The organism is Yinghuangia sp. YIM S10712, assembly GCF_051388935.1.
GTDB lineage: Bacteria > Actinomycetota > Actinomycetes > Streptomycetales > Streptomycetaceae > Yinghuangia.
Genome location: NZ_JBPKBI010000005.1, coordinates 234,122 through 253,351 on the forward strand (window position 1 = coordinate 234,122; position 19,230 = coordinate 253,351).

The window sequence follows — 19,230 nt, forward strand, 5'->3', positions numbered from 1 at the left end:
CACCCCCGGCGAGCCGGTCTCCGGCACGACGTTCGCGGTGTGGGCGCCGAACGCGCAGGGCGTGCGCCTCGTCGGGGACTTCAACTACTGGGACGGCACCGCCCACCCGATGCGGTCGCTCGGATCGTCGGGCGTGTGGGAGCTGTTCGTGCCCGATGTCGGCAACGGCACCAAGTACAAGTACGAGATCACCGGCCGCGACGGGCACCTGCGGCAGAAGGCCGACCCGCTGGCGTTCGCGACCGAGACACCGCCGCAGACCGCCTCGGTGGTGACCTCGTCCTGGTACACGTGGGGTGACGACGAGTGGATGGCCGCCCGGGCGCGCCGGGCCCACCACGAACTGCCCATGAGCGTCTACGAAGTGCATCTGGGCTCGTGGCGGCCGGGCCTGTCGTACCGCGAGATCGCCGAGCAACTGCCCGCCTACGTCAAGGACATGGGCTTCACGCACGTGGAGTTCCTGCCGGTCGCCGAGCATCCGTTCGGCGGTTCGTGGGGATACCAGGTGACGTCGTACTACGCGCCCACGTCGCGCTTCGGCTCACCGGACGACTTCCGGTACCTCGTCGACGCGCTGCACCGAGCCGGCATCGGCGTCATCGTCGACTGGGTGCCGGCACACTTCCCCCGCGACGACTGGGCGCTCGCCCGCTTCGACGGCACGCCACTGTACGAACACCCCGACCCGCGCCGGGGCGAACACCCCGACTGGGGAACGCTGGTCTTCGACTACGGGCGGAACGAGGTGCGCAACTTCCTCGTCGCCAACGCCGTCTTCTGGTTCGAGGAGTTCCACATCGACGGCCTGCGCGTCGACGCCGTGGCCTCGATGCTGTACCTCGACTACTCGCGCGAGGGCGGCGACTGGGCTCCGAACGCCGACGGCGGACGCGAGAACTGGGACGCGGTGCGGTTCCTCCAGGAGATGAACGCCACGGTGTACCGGCGGATGCCGGGCATCATGACGATCGCCGAGGAGTCGACCGCGTGGGACGGCGTGACACGACCGACGTCGCACGGCGGGCTCGGATTCGGGCTGAAGTGGAACATGGGCTGGATGCACGACTCTCTGGAGTACATCCAGAAGGAGCCCGTCCACCGGCAGTACCACCACAACGACATCACGTTCTCGCTGATGTACGCGTGGAGCGAGAACTACGTGCTGCCCATCAGCCACGACGAAGTCGTCCACGGCAAGCGGTCGTTGCTGCACAAGATGCCGGGCGACCGCTGGCAGCAGATGGCGAACGTCCGCGCGTACCTGGGCTTCATGTGGTCCCACCCCGGCAAGCAACTCGTCTACATGGGCACCGAGTTCGCCCAGGACGCGGAGTGGTCGGAGGCGCACGGGCTGGACTGGTGGCTGCTCGAACACGGCGAACACCAGGGCGTGCAGCGTCTGGTCCGCGACCTCAACGCGGTCTACCGCGACGCACCGGCCCTGTGGTCGCGGGACACGACCCCCGACGGCTTCACGTGGATCGACGGCGGCAACGCGGCCGACAACGTGCTGTCGTTCATCCGCCACGGATCGTCCGGCGAACTCCTCGTGGCCGTCTGCAACTTCTCCCCCGTCGTCCGCGAAGGGACCGGCCTGCGCCTGCCGTCGGCGGGCACGTGGCGGGAGGTCCTCAACACCGACGCGACCGCCTACGGCGGCAGCGGGGTCGGCAATCCGGGCGACATCCGCACGGACGCGTCCGGCCAGGCGATCGTGACGCTGCCCCCGCTGGCCACCATCTGGCTGGCGCCGACCGACGCCGGCCGGCCCGCGACCTGACGGCTGCGGCCTCCATGCGGGCCTGAGAAAGCGGCCCGAGGTACGTTCGCCCACGGGCAGCCCCGGGGCACTCCCCCGGCCCGCGGCGCACCTGCGAAAATCCCCGCCGTCCCTGGCATCACCAGGGGCGGCGGGAATCCGTCGCTTTCCCACGGGGCCGGCCGCCGGCCCGCCGACCGGCGGCGCCGCGCTCGCGGAAACCCCCGGCGGACCGCTCCCTCAGAAGAGAACGCTGGTCAGCGCCGTGCGCCCCTTCACGACGCGCGGGTCGTCCGACCCGACGACATCGAACAGGCCCAGCAGGTGCACCCGGGCCTTGTTGCGGTCGTCGCCGGTCGTCCGCCGCACGGTGTCGACCAGGCGGTCGAAGGCGTCCTCGATGTGGCCGCCCGCGACGTCGAGGTCCGCGACCAGGGTCTGCGCGTCGACGTCGGTCGGGTCGTCGGCGGCCTTGCGGCGCGCCTCGGCGGGGTCGACGTTCTGGGTCCGCAGGATCAGCTCGACCTGCGCGAGCGCCAGCTTCGCCTCGGTGTGCCCCGGGTGATCGGCAAGCACGTTGCGGTACTCCTGCGCGGCACCCGCGAAGTCGCCCGCGTCCAAAGCCGCTTCGGCCGCCGCGAGGAGCGGGTCGCCGGCCGGCTCGCCGTCGTCTTCCGCGCCACCGGCCTCGGGGGCGCCCATGCCCTTGAGCCCGAACCTCTGCTCTCCGACCATCACGAGCTGGTCGAGGATCTGGCGCAACTGCTCGGCCTGCGGCGCGGCGCGGTCGAACATCGGGGCCAACTGGCCGGCGATGACCGCCACCGCGGCCGGGAGGCCCTGGATGCCGGCCTGCATCACCAGCTCCTGCGCGAGCTGCGGGTTCGCGTCGATGTCGAGCCGGGCGAGCACGAAGCGCCCCGCGAACTCGTCGGCGAGCTGGTCGAGGAGAGCGCCGAGCTGGACGCTGTGCGGCGACCGCTGCGACGAGAACTCCAGCACCACCGGGGCCTGTTGGGACAGTGCGAGGACCGAGTCGAAGTTCGCCTCGGTCAGGTCGACGACGAAGCCGCCGGCGGGTGCACCGCCGGACGTGCCGTCCGCACCTCCCCGCGCGGCACTCGCCGCTCGCGCCGCTCGTTGCGCGGCGGCCTCGGACGCCGCTTTGACCGCGCCGAGGTCGACGACCCCGCGCATCGACATGTTTCGTGGCTGCATGTGCCTATCTTCCACCGTGCGGCGTCCCCGCGGTGCACGGGTCGCGCGCGTTCCGCCGGCTTGGTTCAGGCCGTCGCGGGCGACGGCTCGATGAAGATACGATCCTTCATCTTCGCCTCGAAGACGAAGGGCCCGAACGGCAGCACCGACGCGATGAACGCGAGCCCGGTCGTCTTGGTGTCCCACGAGAACTTCGTGCGCATGTCGAGCATCAGCAGCACGTACGCGATGAACAGCACCGCGTGGATGATGCCCAGCGGCATCACCAGGTCGATGTCCGAGACACGGCTGAGGAGCGAGCCGAGCAACAGCAGCGCCAGGAACGACGCGCCTTCGAGCCGCGAGACGAGCAGGAACCGGGATACGGGGTTGGCCAGCATGGAGGTCACTTTCCGGTACGGCGGGAACATCGGGTGGGGAACACGACGTGCGCGGCGGCAGCCGGCCGGCGGACGCCTGCGCACCAGGGGTCAGGCCTTAAGCGGGCTGCGCGATCCTTCCGCTTTCCTGGACGGCCTGCGCTATCTTCCGCTCGGCGACGAACGACGCGAACGGCACCGTTCCGGCGAGCATGATGAGCAGAATGCGCTCGATGCGCCACTTCATCTTCCAGGCCAGGTCGAACGACACGGCCAGGTAGATCATGTAGAGCACGCCGTGCACCTGGCTCACGTAGAACGTGACATCCTCGCCCGTGTCGAAGCCGTACTTGAACACCATGCACAGGCACAGCAGGAGCAGCCACACACCCGTGACGTAGGCCATCACGCGGTAGCGGGTCAGGACAGCAGGCTTCACGGCGACACACCTTCGTTCGCTTCGCCGCCGGGCGACGGCAGACGACGCTTGCTCCGGCGCCGGGCCTGTGGCCGCGGCACCGTTCACAACAGCACAAGGCAGACTACGTCGCCCACATCGCGGACTCCGAATCGCCCCCCTGTCAGTGCTCCTCGCCGGTCTCCGCGGACTCCTTGAAGTCGCCGGCGTCGACGCGCAGCGGGAGCAGGACGCGGAAGATCTCGGCGCACTGCTCGTCGTTGTAGACGCCGAGCCCGAAGTCGTGCGCCATCAGGTCGGCGGTGGCGCGTTCGACGATGGCGCGCCCTTCGTCGGTGATGGTGGCGAGGGTGCCGCGCCCGTCGCGCGGGTTGGGCCGGCGGGCGACGAGGTCGACCCTTTCGAGGCGGTCGATGGTGTTCGTCACACTTGTCGGGTGCACCATCAGGCGCTCGCCGATCTTGGACAGCGGCAGGGCCCCGTCGCGGCTGAAGGTCAGCAGGACGAGGGCTTCATAGCGCGCGAAGGTCAGGCCGTACGGCTTGAGCAGCGCGTCCACCTCGGCGAGGAGGATCTGCTGGGCGCGCATGATCGAGGTGATCGCGGCCATCGGCGGGCAGGGCCCCCAGTGCTCCTCCCAGGACTGTGCGGCGCGGGCGATGGGATCGAAGGGCAGGTTCAGCGGCTTGGGCACGGCGGCAGCGTAGTCGCGTCGCCTACCGGCAAGTATGGTCGGACCGATTTTCGTCCTCCGAACAACAGTTCAGCACCGCGCGGCGAGAGCGCCGTCTTTCTTTATTGAATGTTCAACTTCCGGTACGATGGGCGCCATGACGGAACCGGAGCCTCGCTGGCTGAGCGACGAAGAACAGCGGATGTGGCGGGCCTCCCTCGGCGTGCTCAATCTGCTCCCGCTGTTCCTTGAGCGCGACCTCCAGCAGCAGCACAACCTGTCGGTGCACGACTACGAGATCCTGGTACGCCTGTCCGAAGCCCCGGAGCGACGGATCCGGCTGACCGAGCTCGCGGGCCTGAGCCACCAGTCCAAGAGCCGCCTCAGCCACCAGATGAACCGCATGGAGAACGCCGGTCTGGTCGTCCGCGAAAGCTGCGACTCGGACCGCCGCGGCCAATGGGCGGTTCTCACCGAGGCCGGCTGGGACCGCCTGGTCAAAGCGGCCCCGGACCACGTGGAAAGCGTGCGGCGGCACTACATGGACCTCTTCACCGAGGAACAGAAGAAGGTCGTCGGCGAGGCGTTCGCCACCATCGTCGAACACCTCCGCAACGCCGACGGCGGCCAGACGTGCCCCTCCCAGGGCTGCCCGGGCGCGGAGACGAAACCGGGCCCGAAGTAGCGGCGCGGCAGCCGGGTCGGCGTGGGCCCGGCCCGCAGTCCGGCGCCGTGCGCACGCACGGGCGCGGCAGCCGGGTGGGTGTGGGGGCCGCCCGCGGTCCGGCGCCGTGGGCACGCGCGGCGCGGGCACGCGGCCGCGCGACCTCACGCCTCCACGAGCCCCGCGATCAGTTCGTCGGCCGCGGCATAGGGGTCGAGGGTCCCGGCCAGGACGCGGTCCGCGAGCGCGTCGGACGTACGGCCCGCCGCAACACCGCCCATGCGTTCGCGCAGCGCTGCCAGGGCGATGGCCTCGACCTCACCCCGCACGCGCTGCCGACGGCGCCGCTCCAGCGTCCCGTTCCCGGCCATCCAGGCCCGGTGCTTCTCCAGGGCCTCGACGACCTCGTCCAGCCCCTCACCGCGCGACGCGACGGTCTTGACGATCGGCGGACGCCATTCCTCCGGGCCGCGAGAGGGGCCGAGCGACAGCATGTGGTTGAGCTCACGGGCCGTCGTCCGGGCGCCGTCCCGGTCCGCCTTGTTGACGACGTACACGTCACCGATCTCCAGGATCCCGGCCTTCGCCGCCTGGATCCCATCGCCCATGCCGGGCGCCATCAGCACCACCGTCGTGTCCGCCGCCGACGCCACCTCGACCTCGGACTGCCCGACCCCGACCGTCTCGACCAGGATCACCTCGCACCCGGCCGCGTCGAGGACGCGCAGCGCCTGCGGCGTCGCCCACGCCAGCCCGCCGAGGTGCCCGCGCGAGGCCATCGACCGGATGAACACGTTGGGGTCGGTGGCGTGGTCCTGCATGCGGATGCGGTCGCCGAGCAGCGCCCCGCCCGAGAACGGCGACGAGGGGTCGACCGCCAGCACACCGACGCGCCTGCCGAGCTTGCGGTACGCCGAAACCAGCGCCGAGGTCGACGTCGACTTCCCGACACCCGGCGGCCCGGTCAGCCCCACGACGTACGCCCGCCCGGTATACGGAGCCAGCGCGGCCATGACCTCCCGCAACGCGGGCGAGGCGTCCTCCACCAGGGAGATCAGCCGCGCGACAGCCCGCGCCTGCCCGGCCCGCGCCTGCTCGACCAGCACCGCCACGTCGATTCGCCGCGCCACAGAACCTCCTGTTTCCGCCCCTAAACTGGGCGTCATGGATCCCCAGGAATCAACGGCATCGGACATCCCGCTGCCGGACGATGTCCACTCACCTGATTACATCGCGGCTTACTCGACCCGCATCCTCGCGCACATCGAACAGTTCCCCGAACTGACCGCTCCCGCCGAGTTCCTGACGCTGGAGGCAACGCCGCACGGCCTCTTGATGCAAGCAGCACCGGACCTCGACCACGGACGGTTGCTTCTGCGCCTGCGGCAACGACTCGAACGCGGCCTCGGTGACCGCGCGGCCGGGCTCAGCGACTCGGGATACGTCGAGGTGCTGGAAAACATCGGCCTGTCGCTTGGGGCATCTGAGCGGGTCCCGGACTTGACAGTCGTCAACTGGAACGAGCACGTCGATGTCCGCAGTGGCAAAGCCATAACAGCACAGGGCGTGTTGCTGCTCGTCGAGGTCACGTCCAGTGACCGCCGCGACGATCTGGACCAACTCGACGCCACCGCGAAGCCCCGCCAGTACGCCGCCGCCGGCGTGCCGGTGTACCTCGCTGTGGACCGCAGGAAAGGTGCCGTCCTGGTCTTCTCCGACCCCGAGTCGGGCACCTACCCGGAGCCCGCCGTCTACGAGATCGGCGAGAAGATCTGGCTGCCCAAGCCGATGAGCTTCCACTTGGAAACCGACTTCATGAAGGCGTTCCTGTAGGCCCAGGGCTCAACCGGAAGCGCAACCTCGTGCCGGTCGGCGGGTCGCGGCCATGGTCCGTCCGCGTGGCGACTCGCGGTGCACGAAGCTCACGATTCTTGAGACGGCCCTCGCGGCCCGTTCCCCAAGGTTGCCCGCGACCCGCCGTTTCTGACGATCCGGGGAAGGCGGAGCACAGGGTCGCCGCCCCGCCTTCCCCGGCCGGAGGTGCGAATGCGGGCGGACAACCGTGCAGGAGCACCGCCGCCCGCCCGCCGGGAACTCAGGCCTTGGGGACCGTCAGGATCAGGGCGTCGCCTTGGCCGCCGCCGCCGCACAGGGCCGCCGCGCCGGTGCCGCCGCCGCGGCGCTTGAGCTCCAGGGCGAGGTGGAGCACGACGCGGGCGCCGGACATGCCGATCGGGTGGCCGAGAGCGATCGCGCCGCCGTTGACGTTGACCTTTTCGGCGTCCACGCCGAGGTCGCGCATCGACTGGATGCCGACCGACGCGAAGGCCTCGTTGATCTCGATGAGGTCGAGGTCGGAGACCGTCAGGCCGGCCTTGCCCAGCGCGTTGTTGATGGCGTTGGACGGCTGCGAGTGGAGCGAGTTGTCCGGGCCCGCGACGTTGCCGTGCGCGCCGATCTCGGCGATCCACTCCAGGCCCAGTTCCTCGGCCTTGGCCTTCGACATCACCACGACCGCGCAGGCGCCGTCGGAGATTTGCGACGCGGAGCCGGCGGTGATCGTGCCGTCCTTGGTGAAGGACGGGCGGAGCTTGGCCAGCGACTCGGCGGTGGTCTCCGGGCGCACGCCCTCGTCGACCGAGAAGACGACCGGGTCGCCCTTCCGCTGCGGGACCTCGACCGGAACGATCTCCGCGTCGAAGACGCCGTTCTTCTGCGCCGCCGCCGCACGCTGGTGCGACCGGGCCGCGAACTCGTCCTGCTCCTCGCGGCCGACGCCGAACTTCGCGTTGAACCTGTCGGTCGACTCGCCCATCGGGACGTGGTCGAACACGTCGGTGAGGCCGTCGTACGCCATCGCGTCCAGGACCTCGAACGCTCCGTAGCGGAAGCCCTCACGCGACTTCGGCAGCACGTGCGGCGCGTTGGTCATGGACTCCATTCCGCCGGCCACGACGATCTCGAACTCGCCGGCGCGGATGAGCTGGTCGGCCAGCGCGATCGCGTCCAGGCCGGAGAGACAGACCTTGTTGATCAGCAGCGACGGCACGCTCATCGGAATACCGGCCTTGACCGAAGCCTGGCGGGCGGGCATCTGCCCGGCGCCGGCCTGGAGTACCTGGCCCATGATCACGTACTGCACCTGGTCGCCCGTGACCCCGGCGCGCTGCAGCGCCTCCTTGATCACGATGCCGCCCAGGTCGCTCGCGGAGAAGCCCTTGAGGGAGCCGAGCAGGCGCCCCATCGGGGTACGTGCCCCGGCGACGATGACAGAACCGGCCATGACTGCGGCCTCCAAGTCAAGGATGAGAGTTTGGGCGGAAACTTACCCGCACGTCAGTGTCGGCTTGCAGAGGGCATGCGGGGGTTGTGCTGTGACACAACCCACGCCCTGCCCCGGAAGACCTGGACGTGGTCTCGTCCATAGTGTCGCTGGACAATCAGGGTACCTACCCAGAGGTAACCCCAAAGACCCGGGAGGGCATCGTGCTCACGCGCATCGACCACATCGGCATCGCCTGCCGCAACCTCGACGAATCGGTGGAGTTCTACCGCGCCACGTACGGCTTCGAGGTCTTCCACACCGAGGTCAACGAGGAGCAGGGCGTCCGCGAGGCCATGCTCAAGATCAACGAGACGGACGACGGCGGCGCGTCGTACCTCCAGCTCCTGGAGCCGATCCGCGAGGACTCGGCGGTCGGCAAGTGGATGGAGAAGAACGGCGAAGGCGTGCACCACATCGCCTTCGGCACCGCGGACGTGGACGGTGACGCCGCCGCAATCCGCGACAAGGGGGTCCGGGTCCTGTACGACGAGCCGCGACGTGGTTCCATGGGATCGCGCATCACGTTCTTGCACCCCAAGGACTGCCACGGCGTGCTGACCGAGCTGGTCACCGCGGCCGACGCCGACGCCGGGCACTGACCGACACTGCGCCACACCCCGCCCCGCCCGCGAAACCCTCCGCGGGCCGGGGCGTACGGGAGGCCACCGCGGGGCAACTGCGGTGGGCGGACACACAACGTTTTCCTCAAGGGGCGGGTTTGCTGCGAGCCCGCCCCTTGGCACACCCCGGCGACGCCCCTACCGTTACCGGTGGGTAATTTGGCTCGCCGTCGCAGCAGACCCTCAACTCCAGACGCCGACCCTTGGAGGCCGACGATGAAGGAGATTCTCGACGCCATCCTCGCCGGGGACACCCCGCAGGAAGCGTACGAAGCCCTTCCCCTGCCCGAGTCCTACCGAGCCGTCACCATCCGCAAGGACGAGGAGACGATGTTCGACGGGCTCGACTCCCGCGACAAGGACCCGCGCTCCTCGCTGCACGTCGACGAGGTGGCCCTGCCCGAGCTCGGCCCGGGCGAGGCGCTCGTCGCGGTGATGGCCTCGGCCATCAACTACAACACCGTGTGGTCCTCGATCTTCGAGCCGGTCTCGACCTTCCGCTTCCTGGAGCGGTACGGCCGCAGCTCCCCGCTCACCAAGCGCCACGACCTGCCCTACCACGTGCTCGGCTCGGACCTGGCCGGCGTCGTGCTGCGCACCGGGCCCGGCGTGCACGCGTGGAAGGCCGGCGACGAGGTCGTCGCGCACTGCCTCTCCGTCGAACTGGAGAGCGCGGACGGCCACAACGACACCATGCTCGACCCCGAGCAGCGCATCTGGGGCTTCGAGACCAACTTCGGTGGTCTCGCCGACCTCGCGCTGGTGAAGACCAACCAGCTCATGCCCAAGCCGCGGCACCTGTCGTGGGAGGAGGCGGCGTCGCCCGGCCTGGTCAACTCGACCGCGTACCGCCAGCTCGTCTCGCGCAACGGCGCCGGCATGAAGCAGGGCGACAACGTGCTGGTCTGGGGCGCCTCCGGCGGCCTGGGCTCGTACGCGACGCAGTTCGCCCTCAACGGCGGCGCGACCCCCATCTGCGTCGTCTCGTCGCCGGACAAGGCCGAGATCTGCCGGAACATGGGCGCCGACCTGGTCATCGACCGCAAGGCCGAGGACTTCAGGTTCTGGAAGGACGAGCGCACGCAGGACCCGAAGGAGTGGAACCGCTTCGGCAAGCTCATCCGCGAGCTGACCGGCGGCGAGGACGTCGACATTGTGTTCGAACACCCGGGCCGCGAGACCTTCGGCGCCTCGGTGTACGTCACGCGCAAGGGCGGCACGATCGTGACCTGCGCATCGACGAGCGGATTCGTTCACGAATACGACAACCGCTACCTGTGGATGAACCTCAAGCGCATCATCGGCTCCCACTTCGCGAACTACCGCGAGGCGTGGGAGGCGAACCGGCTGATCGCGAAGGGCAAGATCCACCCCACGCTGTCGCGCACGTACCCCATGGCCGAGGTCGGGCAGGCCGCGTACGACGTGCACCGCAACCTGCACCAAGGCAAGGTCGGGGTGCTGTGCCTGTCGCCCGAGGAGGGCCTGGGTGTGCGTAACCCCGAGCTGCGCGCACAGCACGTCGACGAGATCAACCGCTTCCGGAACGTGTGATCCGCCGCACCCGGTGAAAGCCTCGCTCAGCAAGACATGACGTCCGGAATGCGAGACAGGGCCCTGAGGTGACGCAGGACCGGTGCCGCGTCAGGAGATTCCTGGCCTGACGCGGCACTAAGCTTTCCCGGGATCTGACACCATTTCCCTGGTGGACACCGTGCGGGTCGCGGTGGGGCCATAAGGTGGCAGCCTGCCCCGGCTCCCGCCCGACGGACACTGGTCGGGATCTGACAAGATCTGCCGAATCTGCGTCGGGCGTGGTTCGGATACGGTAACGGCGCTGGTGAGGACGCGGCCAGGGGATGGAGTGGGACCCCACAGTGCGGGGCTACGACCGCTACGAGGTTGACGACGGCCTCGGCCAGATCGAAGCCGAGATGAAGCGGCTGCGAACTGAGCGCGAGGAGAGTGTCGCGCACGCGGAAGACCTCGCCTACCAGGTCGAGGTGCTCCGCGCGAAGCTGCACGACCTCAGACGGCAGCTCGCCACGCCGCGTTTCGACAGCATCGGCGGCCAAGCCGAGCAAATGCTGCGCAACGCCCAGCTCCAGGCCGAACAGGTTCGGGCGGACGCCGAAAGAGAACTTGCGGAATCGCGCGCCCACACGCAGCGCATGATGCAGGAGGCCCAGCAGCGCACGGCCCAGCACGAGGCCGAGTGGCAGGCCGAACTCCAGGCCCGCCGACGGCGGCTGGAGGAAGAGCTCGCGCACGCCCGCCAGGCCACCGAGGCACGGGTCGGCGAGAACGTCGCATGGGCCGAGCAGGTACGCGCGCAGGCCGATGAACGCGCCCGGCAACTCGTCGAGGCCGCCCGCATGGAGGCCGAGCGCCTGCTCGCGGACGCGAGTGCCCAGGCCAGGGCCGCCCGCGAAGGCGCGGCCGGCGCCGCGCAGACCGCACGCGCCGAAGCCGACGCCATCCTCGCCCAGGCCCGCGCCGAAGCCGAGCGCCTGCTCAGCTCCGCGCAGGAGCGCGCGGACTCCCTCGGCGAGCAGATCGAGCAGATCAAGTCCGGCCACCGCAGCGAGGCGGAGGCCCTGGTCGACCGCGCCCGCTCCGAGGCCGAGCGCATCCGCGAGGAAGCACTCGCCGAAGCGCGCCGCGTCACCGGCGAGGCGGCCGAACACGCCGAGGGCACCTCCGCGGACACCGCCAAACTGCTGCGGGAAACGCAGGCCGAGGTCGCCCGGCTGCGGGCCGAGGCCGCCGAGGAGGCCGAACGCCACCAGGCCGAGGCGGAACGCCTCAAGGCCGAGGCCGAGGCGCTGCTCGACGTCGCGGGCACGGACGCCGCCGAGCGCCTCCAGGCCGCGACGGCGAATGCCGAGGACATCCTCGAAAAGGCGCGTACGCACGCCCAGGAACACAGCGAGACGGTCCGCAAGCAGGCCACCGAACTCCTGGAGGCCGCCCGCGCCGAGGCCACCGAACTGGCCGAGCAGGCGCGTACGGAGGCAGAGCGGCTGCGGGCCGAGGCCGACGCGGAGGCCGAGCGCCTGCGCGGCGAGGCCGCCGCCGAGGCCGAACGCCTGCGCGTCGAGGCGCAGGCCGACGCCGAACGCCTGCGCACCGAGACCGTCGCCGAGGCCGAGGCGGAGCGCGACGCCGCGATCGCGGAGACCGAGGCGGCCCGCGCGAAGGCGCTCGACGTGCACGCCGAGATCATCGCGGCGATAGAGGAACAGCGCGAAGCCGCCGAGAACTTGCAGGCGGAGGCCGAGGCCCGCCTCGGTGCGGCCGAGACCGAGGCGAACGACCGCATCGCCGCCGCCGAGGAGACCGCCCGGGAGCTGGTCGCGCGGGCGACCGGCGACGCCGACGAACTCCGGGAGGACGCGGCCCGGTTGCGTGCCGAGGCCGAGACGGCCGCGGCGGAGCGCCTGAACGCCGCCACTTCGGCCGCCGAGGAAGTCCTCGCGAAGGCCAAGGACGAGGCTGCCAAGCTCCAGGCCGAAGCCGCGCGGCTGCTGGCCGAAGCTGAGACCGGCTCCACCGAACGCCTGGACGCCGCGAGCGCCGCCGCCGACGAACTCCTCGCGAAGGCCCGCGCCGCGGCCGAGCGGCTGACCGCCGAGGCCCGCACCGAGGCCGACGAACTTCGCGCGAGGGCCCAGACCGACGCCGAGGCGGCCGAGGCACGCACCCGCGAGACGAGCGAACGGCTGCTTGCCGAAGCCAAGGCGCACGCCGACGAGATAAAGGCGCGCGGCGAGGCCGAAGGCGAGGAAGTCCTCGAACGCGCCCGCGCCGAATCGGGCAAGCTGCGCGAGAAGGCCGTGGCCGACACCGCGCGGCTGCGTGATCTGACACAACGTCAGCAGGCCGAGACCGCCGAGCGGTTGGCGCAGGCCGAGCGCGAAGCCGAGCGGCTGGCGAGCGAGTCCGAGGCCGCCGCCGCCGAGACCCGCGCCCAAGCGGAGGCCGAGGCCGCCGAACTCACCGCCAAGGCACGGGCGGAGGCCGAACGCCTACGGAACCAGGCCGCCGAGACGGTCGGCCGCTCGCACGCCGAGGCGGAGGAAGTCCTCGGCAAGGCACGGGCCGAGGCGGCCAAGACCGGCGATATCGCGGTACGCGAGGCCGACGCGCTCAAGCGGGACGCGGAGAACCGGGCGGCCCGACTCGTCGCCGAGGCGGAGGAAATCCTCGCGACCGCAAGTGCGGAGGCAGCCAAGACCGGCGAGTCCGCGGCACGCGAGGCCGAGGCACTCAAACGCGACGCCGAGGCGCGAGCGGCACAACTTCAGGCCGAGGCCGAGGAATTGCTCGCCGGCGCGCGGGCCGAGGCAGCCAAGACCGGCGAGACGGCCGCGCGCGAGGCGGACGCGGTCCGGCGCGACGCCGAAGCACGAGCAACCCAACTCGTCACCGAAGCCGAGGAAATCCCCGCCACCGCACACGCCGAAGCCACCAAAACCTGCGAGACGGCCGCGCGCGAGGCGGACGCGGTCCGGCGCGACGCCGAAGCACGAGCAACCCAACTCGTCACCGAAGCCGAGGAAATCCTCGCCACCGCACACGCCGAAGCCACCAAAACCGGCGAGACCGCGGCACGTGAAGCCGAGGCGCTCAGGCGCGACGCCGAAGCGCGGGCCGCCCGGCTGCGGGCCGAGGCCGAGGCCGCCCGCAGCGAGGCCCGCGAAACGCTCGACAACGCACGCTCGCAGGCGGCCTCGCTGGTCGAGCGGGCACACGCCGACGCGGTCGCCCGTACCGAGACCGCGTCGCGCGCAGCCGAGGAACTGCTCACCAAGACGCGCACCGCGGCTGAAAAGGTCCTCGGTGACGCGCGCGGCGAGGGTGAGAACATCCGCGAGGCGGCCCGGCGCGACGCCGCCGAGCTGGAGGCCGCGACCGAGGCCGCGGCGCGCAAGGCCCGCGAGGACGCCGCCGCGGAGGCCTCCGGGACCATCGCCGAGGCCGGCCGGGCCGCCGCCGAGGTCCGCGACGCCGCCCGACAGGCGCTGGAGGAGACCCGCCGCGAGGTCGCCGAACTGCGCGACCGCGCCCAGGGCCGCGCGCGCGAACTCATCGACGCCGCCGAGGCCAAGGCCCGCGAGGTCGCCGCGAACGCACAGGCCGGACTGCGGAAGGCGGAGGACGAGGGCGCCCGGATCGTCCGCGAGGCCAACGCCGAGGCGGAGACCGTACGCGCGGCCGTCGTCGGGATAGAGGAGGCGGCGCACGAGGAAATGGCGCGCCTGCGCACCGAGGCCGAACGCGAGTTGGCCAAGTCGCGGGACGACGCACAGACCCATCTCGTACGCGCCCGCACCGAGGCCGACGCGACCGTCACCGCGGCGCGCAAGCACGCCGAGCGCCTCAAGAACGACTCCGAGCGCGAGGCCGAACGCCTGCTCACCACAAGCCGCGACGAGGCCGACGCGACGCTGAAGTCGGCCGAGGCCGACGCAACTGCCATGCGCGAGAAGGCCAAGGCGACCCTCGACAAGGCGGTCGACGAGGCCGAGCAGACTCTGGTCACCACCAAGGGCCGGGTCACCGAGCTCGTCGCGCAGGCCGAACGCAAGGCGGAGCAAAGGCTCAAGGCCGCGTCCGAAGCCGCCGCGAAGCTCATCGCCGAGGCGGAGGCCGAGGACACGCGCCTTCGCGCGGAGGCCGCATCGGCCATAGAGAAGGCCCGTGCGGACGCCGACAAGATGATCGCCGAGGCACGTCGCGACACCACCGCGACACGCGAACGGGCCGACAAGGAAGCCGAGGAGACCGTGGAGGCGGCGCGCAAGCAGGCCGCGGAAAGCCTCCAGGCCGCCGGCAAACGCGTCGACGCGCTCGTGGCCGCGGCCGAGGAACAGTGCGCAGCTTCGGTCGAAGAGGGCGAGAAGGCCAAGGCCGAAGCGATCAGGGAAGCCGACGGGATTCGCGACAAGGCAAGCTCCGAGGCCGATAGGGTACGTATCGCCGCGGTCAAGAAGGCCGAGGCGCTGCTCTCCGAGGCTGAGCAGCGGCTCGCCGACGCCCAGAAGGGTGCCGACGACCTGCGCGCCAAGGTGGCCGAACAGATCGCCGCCGCACAGCGCGAAGCCCAGGCCGTCCGCCGGAAGACCGCGGCGGACGCCGACAGGATCTTGGACGACGCGCGGAGGGAGGCGGATCGGCTGCGCAGCGAAGCCCGCCGCGATGCGGAGCGTTCACGCGCGGAAGGCCAGCGCAAGTTGGACGAACTCAACCGACGTCGCAAGGACATCGCGACCGAAATGGCCCGAGTCCAGGGCGTGTTGGATGCCCTGGCCGCCCCGGCGGGATCGTCTTCCGGCAAGGCCAACAACGCCGCTCCCCGCAGCGGCGGGTCCGGATCGACCGCCTCGAACGATTGATCTGCACCTTTGATCGGCACCTTGACAGGCACCTTGGCCGCTTCCGGGCGGCACCTTGGCCGGCAAGTGCCTTTCAACTCATCGGCATTCTCATCTCGGGATTCTCATCGTCCCAGTCGATGAGCTGTCTGATTCGTGCCAGGATTCCTACCGTCACCTCATCCACAGCACCGGTCATACGACAGGAACCCCATGAGCGACACTAACTCTCCGCACGGCTTCGATCTCGTCCGCCGAGGGTACGAGCGTTCGCAGGTCGACGATCGCATCACGAAGCTCGTCTCTGACCGGGACAGTGCCCTGGCCCGCATCTCCGCGCTGGAGAAGCGGATCGAGGAACTGCATCTCGAAAGCCAGAACGTGCAGGCCCAGCTCAACGACGCGGAACCGTCGTACGCGGGCCTCGGTGCCCGCGTCGAGAAGATCCTGCGGCTGGCCGAGGAAGAGGCCAAGGACCTGCGTGAGGAGGCCCGCCGCGCCGCCGACCAGCACCGCGAGCTCGCCGAGGCCGCCGCGCAGCAGACCCGCGCCGAGGCCGAGCAGTACGGCAAGGAGCGCAAGGCGAAGGCCGAGGACGAGGGCGCCCGCATCCTCGACAAGGCGAAGACCGAGGCCGCCGCGATGCGCGCCGAGGCGTCGAAGGACGCCGCGACCAAGCGCGAGGAAGCGGACGCCCTCTTCGAGGAGACCCGCGCGAAGGCGGCACAGGCGGCGGCGGACTTCGAGACCAACCTCGCCAAGCGCCGCGAGCAGTCCGAGCGCGACCTGGCCGCGCGGCAGGCGAAGGCCGAGAAGCGGCTGTCCGAAGTGGAGCACCGGGCCGAGCAGTTGCGCCTGGAGGCGGAGAAGCTGCGTACGGACGCCGAGCGCCGTTCGCGGCAGACGATCGAGACCGCGCAGCGCCAGGCGGACGACATCGTGGCGGACGCGCGGGCGAAGGCCGACCGCATCCGCAGCGAGTCCGAGCGCGAGCTTGCCGCGCTGACGCACCGCCGTGACAGCATCAACGCCCAGCTCACCAACGTCCGCGAGATGCTGGCGACGCTTACGGGCGCGGCGGTCGCCGCGGCCGGAGCTCCGGGCGACGAGGACGACAAGCTGAGCGTTCCGGCGCAGCAGAGCCGCTAGTTCGGTCTCCCCTGTGGCGTTACGCCCGCGCACCGTCCGGTGCGTTCCTGTACGCAACACGGCGTGCCTTGACCGGTTTTGCATGGCGCCGACCTGCGGCCGTTCCGTTTCCGCGGAACGGCCGCATCGCTTTTCCCTCTAGAGTCTGGCCGTGAACACGGATACGACGCCGTCCGCGGGGGACGACGCGGACGTTGCCGATGCGCAGGGGGGCGCGGGGCCGGACGACAAACCGGCCGTGCCCACGCCGCGTTTCGGCCACCCCGGCCGACCGCTGCGCCGGTCCTCGCCGTTCTACGTCGGCTTCATCGGCGGGCTCGGCCTCCTCACCGCGTGGTTCCTCGCCCAGGCGGTCGCCGGGATCAAGGACGTCCTGGTCCTGATCCTGGTGTCGTTCTTCCTGGCCGCGGGGCTCAATCCGTTCGTGGAGCGCCTCCAGCGCCTCGGACTCCCGCGCCGCTGGGCGGTGGCCACCGTCGCGATCAGCTTCCTGCTGGTGATCGCCGGCTTCATCACGGCCATCGCGCAGCCGCTCGCGGAGCAGACCAGCGAGTTGATCAACAGCATTCCCGACAAACTCACCGAGCTGCTGCACCACGAGCAGTTCCAGCGGTTGGACGAGAAGTACGGGATCATCGACAAGGCCAAGGAGGCGGCGGCCAGCGAGAGCACGGCGGAGAACGTCGCGGGGGGCCTGCTCGGATTCGGGAAACTGGTCCTGAACTCGGTTTTCGACACGCTCACGGTGCTGTGTCTGACCCTGTACTTCCTGGGTTCGCTGCCGAACATCAAAGAGGCGATCTACCGGCTGTTCCCGGCGTCGCGGCGGCCCCGGGTGCGTGCGCTGGGCGACGAGATCATCGGCGGCATCGGCGGATACGTGAACGGCATGCTGCTGGTCGCCACGTGTGCGGGCGTCTCGTCGCTGATCTTCCTGGCCTCACTCGGGCTCGAATTCGCGCTGCCCCTCGCGCTGGTGGTCGCGCTGACCGACCTGATACCGATGATCGGCGCGACGATCGGCGCGGTCGTCGTCTCCGCGGTGGCGTTCTTCGACTCGCCGGGCAAGGCGCTCGCGTGTGTGCTCTTTTACATCGCATACCAGCAGTTCGAGAACTATCTGATCTATCCGCGCGTCATGAAGCGTGCGGTCAATGTGCCGCCCGCGGTGACGATCATCGCGGCGCTCGTGGGCGCCGCGCTGCTCGGCGTGACCGGCGCGCTGCTGGCGATACCCATCGCCGCGGCAGGGCTGCTGATCATCCGTGAGGTGGTCACGCCCCGGCAGGACCAGGTCTGACCCGGGGACACCCCCTACGCCGCAAGGAGGAGGAACGGGTCCTCCCTCGGCCTGTGGGCGGTGGCGGATCCGCCCTTACGGCACACGACCCGGACTCGGGCGTTGCCTAGGGTGGAGGCGTCGCGGTGCGTCGCCGCCCTTGGGCGCGGCGCAGGCCGACACGCAGACCGACCCGACCGCCCCGACCGACACCCGACCGACGCAGACCGATCCAGACCGATTCAGAGGACATGATGATCGAAGCCCAGGGCTTGACGAAAAGGTACGGCAACAAGCTGGCGGTCGATCAGCTTTCGTTCCAGGTCCGCCCCGGAACGGTCACCGGCTTCCTCGGGCCCAACGGTGCCGGCAAGTCGACGACGATGCGCATGATCCTCGGCCTGGACTCCCCCACCGCCGGCCACGTGCTGGTCAACGGCCGGCCGTACCGGCAGGTCTCCGCGCCGCTGCGCGAGGTGGGCGCGCTGCTCGACGCCAAGGCGATGCACGGCGGGCGCAGCGCGTACAACCACCTGCTGTGCCTGGCCCAGAGCAACGGGCTGCCGCGTCGGCGCGTCGACGAGGTGTTGCACTTGGTCGGCATCACGGCCGTCGCCAAGAAGCGGACGCGCGGGTTCTCGCTCGGTATGGGCCAGCGCCTCGGCATCGCGTCGGCACTCCTGGGCGATCCCGGCATCCTGATGTTCGACGAGCCGGTCAACGGTCTGGACCCGGAGGGCATCCTCTGGATCCGCAACCTGATGAAGGCGCTGGCCGCCGAGGGACGCACGGTCTTCGTGTCCAGTCACCTGATGAGCGAGATGGAGGTGACCGCCGAACACCTGATCGTCATCGGCCAGGGCCGGCTCATCGCGGACACCTCGATGCGCGACTTCATCGAGCGCAACTCGCAGGCGTACACGATCGTCCGCTCGCCGCAGGCCGACAAGCTCACCAAGCTGGTGACCGCCAAGGGCGGCACGGTGACGCCGGAGGGCGACGGCGGCGCGCTGCGCGTCACCGGGCCCGAACCGGCAGCGATCGGCGACATGGCCGCCGAGCACGGGATCGCGCTGCACGAGCTGTCGCCGCGGTTCGCGTCCCTGGAAGAGGTCTACATGCGGCTGACGCAGAGCAGTGTCGAGTACCGCGCGGGGCTGCCCGGTCAACCACCGGCGGTGGGTGGGCCGCCACCGGGGTGGGGAGCACCGGCGCAGGGCTGGGGGCCTCCGCAGGGCGCGGGCGGGCCGTACGCGCCGCAGCCGGTCCCGGCGGGCCACGGACACGCGCCGCAGCACGGATACCCCCAGCAGGCACACCCCCAGCAGGCACAGCCGCAGCAGGCGCGTCCGGCGCAGGCTCCGCAGCCCGGAAGCGAGGCCTGAG

General features: G+C 70.5%; 15 protein-coding genes. 9 read left to right on the plus strand and 6 right to left on the minus strand.

Annotated features, from left to right (window positions below; all coding sequences use genetic code 11):
- A partial coding sequence (gene glgB, locus ACRX5W_RS14540) for a 1,4-alpha-glucan branching protein GlgB (RefSeq protein ID WP_436788517.1) occupies positions 1 to 1,783 on the plus strand: 1,783 nt, incomplete at its 5' end.
- Between the two features lie 219 nt (positions 1,784 to 2,002).
- Here the strand turns inward: glgB and ACRX5W_RS14545 are convergent.
- The 4 genes from ACRX5W_RS14545 to ACRX5W_RS14560 all read right to left on the minus strand — a co-directional run bounded on the left by ACRX5W_RS14545 (position 2,003) and on the right by ACRX5W_RS14560 (position 4,451).
- Positions 2,003 to 2,980, minus strand: coding sequence for a co-chaperone YbbN (locus ACRX5W_RS14545; RefSeq protein ID WP_436788518.1), 978 nt, complete (start codon positions 2,978 to 2,980; stop codon positions 2,003 to 2,005).
- A 65-nt stretch (positions 2,981 to 3,045) separates the two neighbouring features.
- Positions 3,046 to 3,360 (minus strand): DUF3817 domain-containing protein, encoded by a 315-nt coding sequence (locus ACRX5W_RS14550; RefSeq protein ID WP_436788519.1) that lies wholly within the window; start codon positions 3,358 to 3,360, stop codon positions 3,046 to 3,048.
- Positions 3,361 to 3,457: 97 nt separating this feature from the next.
- Positions 3,458 to 3,778, minus strand: coding sequence for a DUF3817 domain-containing protein (locus ACRX5W_RS14555; RefSeq protein WP_436788520.1), 321 nt, complete (start codon positions 3,776 to 3,778; stop codon positions 3,458 to 3,460).
- A 142-nt stretch (positions 3,779 to 3,920) separates the two neighbouring features.
- On the minus strand, positions 3,921 to 4,451 hold the full coding sequence (locus ACRX5W_RS14560) for a MarR family winged helix-turn-helix transcriptional regulator (RefSeq protein ID WP_436788521.1): 531 nt from the start codon (positions 4,449 to 4,451) through the stop codon (positions 3,921 to 3,923).
- 136 nt (positions 4,452 to 4,587) lie between these two features.
- Between ACRX5W_RS14560 and ACRX5W_RS14565 the strand changes: the two genes are divergently transcribed.
- Complete coding sequence (locus ACRX5W_RS14565; RefSeq protein ID WP_436788522.1) at positions 4,588 to 5,115, plus strand: MarR family winged helix-turn-helix transcriptional regulator; 528 nt, start codon at positions 4,588 to 4,590, stop codon at positions 5,113 to 5,115.
- Positions 5,116 to 5,258: 143 nt separating this feature from the next.
- On the opposite strand, the gene meaB is transcribed toward ACRX5W_RS14565, so the two are convergent.
- Positions 5,259 to 6,212, minus strand: a complete 954-nt coding sequence (meaB, locus tag ACRX5W_RS14570) for a methylmalonyl Co-A mutase-associated GTPase MeaB (protein ID WP_436788618.1) — start codon at positions 6,210 to 6,212, stop codon at positions 5,259 to 5,261.
- 46 nt (positions 6,213 to 6,258) lie between these two features.
- Between meaB and ACRX5W_RS14575 the strand changes: the two genes are divergently transcribed.
- Positions 6,259 to 6,927, plus strand: coding sequence for a Uma2 family endonuclease (locus ACRX5W_RS14575; RefSeq protein ID WP_436788523.1), 669 nt, complete (start codon positions 6,259 to 6,261; stop codon positions 6,925 to 6,927).
- Positions 6,928 to 7,189: 262 nt separating this feature from the next.
- On the opposite strand, the gene ACRX5W_RS14580 is transcribed toward ACRX5W_RS14575, so the two are convergent.
- Entirely contained in the window at positions 7,190 to 8,377 is a 1,188-nt protein-coding gene (locus tag ACRX5W_RS14580) for an acetyl-CoA C-acetyltransferase (RefSeq protein WP_436788524.1), read from the minus strand.
- 203 nt (positions 8,378 to 8,580) lie between these two features.
- Between ACRX5W_RS14580 and mce the strand changes: the two genes are divergently transcribed.
- The 6 genes from mce (at position 8,581) to ACRX5W_RS14610 (ending at position 19,229) form a co-directional block, all read left to right on the plus strand.
- The gene (gene mce / locus ACRX5W_RS14585; protein ID WP_436788525.1) at positions 8,581 to 9,018 is read left to right on the plus strand and encodes a methylmalonyl-CoA epimerase; all 438 of its coding nucleotides are present in this window, start codon (positions 8,581 to 8,583) and stop codon (positions 9,016 to 9,018) included.
- Between the two features lie 237 nt (positions 9,019 to 9,255).
- Positions 9,256 to 10,593 (plus strand): crotonyl-CoA carboxylase/reductase, encoded by a 1,338-nt coding sequence (gene ccrA / locus ACRX5W_RS14590; protein WP_436788526.1) that lies wholly within the window; start codon positions 9,256 to 9,258, stop codon positions 10,591 to 10,593.
- Between the two features lie 305 nt (positions 10,594 to 10,898).
- Positions 10,899 to 15,437, plus strand: a complete 4,539-nt coding sequence (locus ACRX5W_RS14595) for a hypothetical protein (RefSeq protein WP_436788527.1) — start codon at positions 10,899 to 10,901, stop codon at positions 15,435 to 15,437.
- A 192-nt stretch (positions 15,438 to 15,629) separates the two neighbouring features.
- Complete coding sequence (locus ACRX5W_RS14600) at positions 15,630 to 16,565, plus strand: cellulose-binding protein (protein WP_436788528.1); 936 nt, start codon at positions 15,630 to 15,632, stop codon at positions 16,563 to 16,565.
- A gap of 151 nt (positions 16,566 to 16,716) precedes the next feature.
- Entirely contained in the window at positions 16,717 to 17,865 is a 1,149-nt protein-coding gene (locus ACRX5W_RS14605; RefSeq protein ID WP_436788529.1) for an AI-2E family transporter, read from the plus strand.
- Positions 17,866 to 18,098: 233 nt separating this feature from the next.
- Positions 18,099 to 19,229: an ABC transporter ATP-binding protein gene (locus tag ACRX5W_RS14610; protein ID WP_436788619.1), complete on the plus strand. Its 1,131-nt coding sequence runs from the start codon at positions 18,099 to 18,101 to the stop codon at positions 19,227 to 19,229.
- The last annotated feature ends 1 nt before the right edge of the window (position 19,230 follow it).

Bases quoted from the DNA above. Each gene is read 5' to 3' on its own strand.
- ACRX5W_RS14565 (WP_436788522.1), top strand. From the start codon at position 4,588: ATGACGGAACCGGAGCCTCGCTGGCTGAGCGACGAAGAACAGCGGATG.
- ACRX5W_RS14545 (WP_436788518.1), bottom strand. From the start codon at position 2,980: ATGCAGCCACGAAACATGTCGATGCGCGGGGTCGTCGACCTCGGCGCG.
- ACRX5W_RS14550 (WP_436788519.1), bottom strand. From the start codon at position 3,360: ATGCTGGCCAACCCCGTATCCCGGTTCCTGCTCGTCTCGCGGCTCGAA.
- ACRX5W_RS14600 (WP_436788528.1), top strand. From the start codon at position 15,630: ATGAGCGACACTAACTCTCCGCACGGCTTCGATCTCGTCCGCCGAGGG.
- ccrA (WP_436788526.1), top strand. From the start codon at position 9,256: ATGAAGGAGATTCTCGACGCCATCCTCGCCGGGGACACCCCGCAGGAA.
- ACRX5W_RS14595 (WP_436788527.1), top strand. From the start codon at position 10,899: ATGGAGTGGGACCCCACAGTGCGGGGCTACGACCGCTACGAGGTTGAC.
- ACRX5W_RS14580 (WP_436788524.1), bottom strand. From the start codon at position 8,377: ATGGCCGGTTCTGTCATCGTCGCCGGGGCACGTACCCCGATGGGGCGC.
- ACRX5W_RS14575 (WP_436788523.1), top strand. From the start codon at position 6,259: ATGGATCCCCAGGAATCAACGGCATCGGACATCCCGCTGCCGGACGAT.
- ACRX5W_RS14610 (WP_436788619.1), top strand. From the start codon at position 18,099: ATGATCGAAGCCCAGGGCTTGACGAAAAGGTACGGCAACAAGCTGGCG.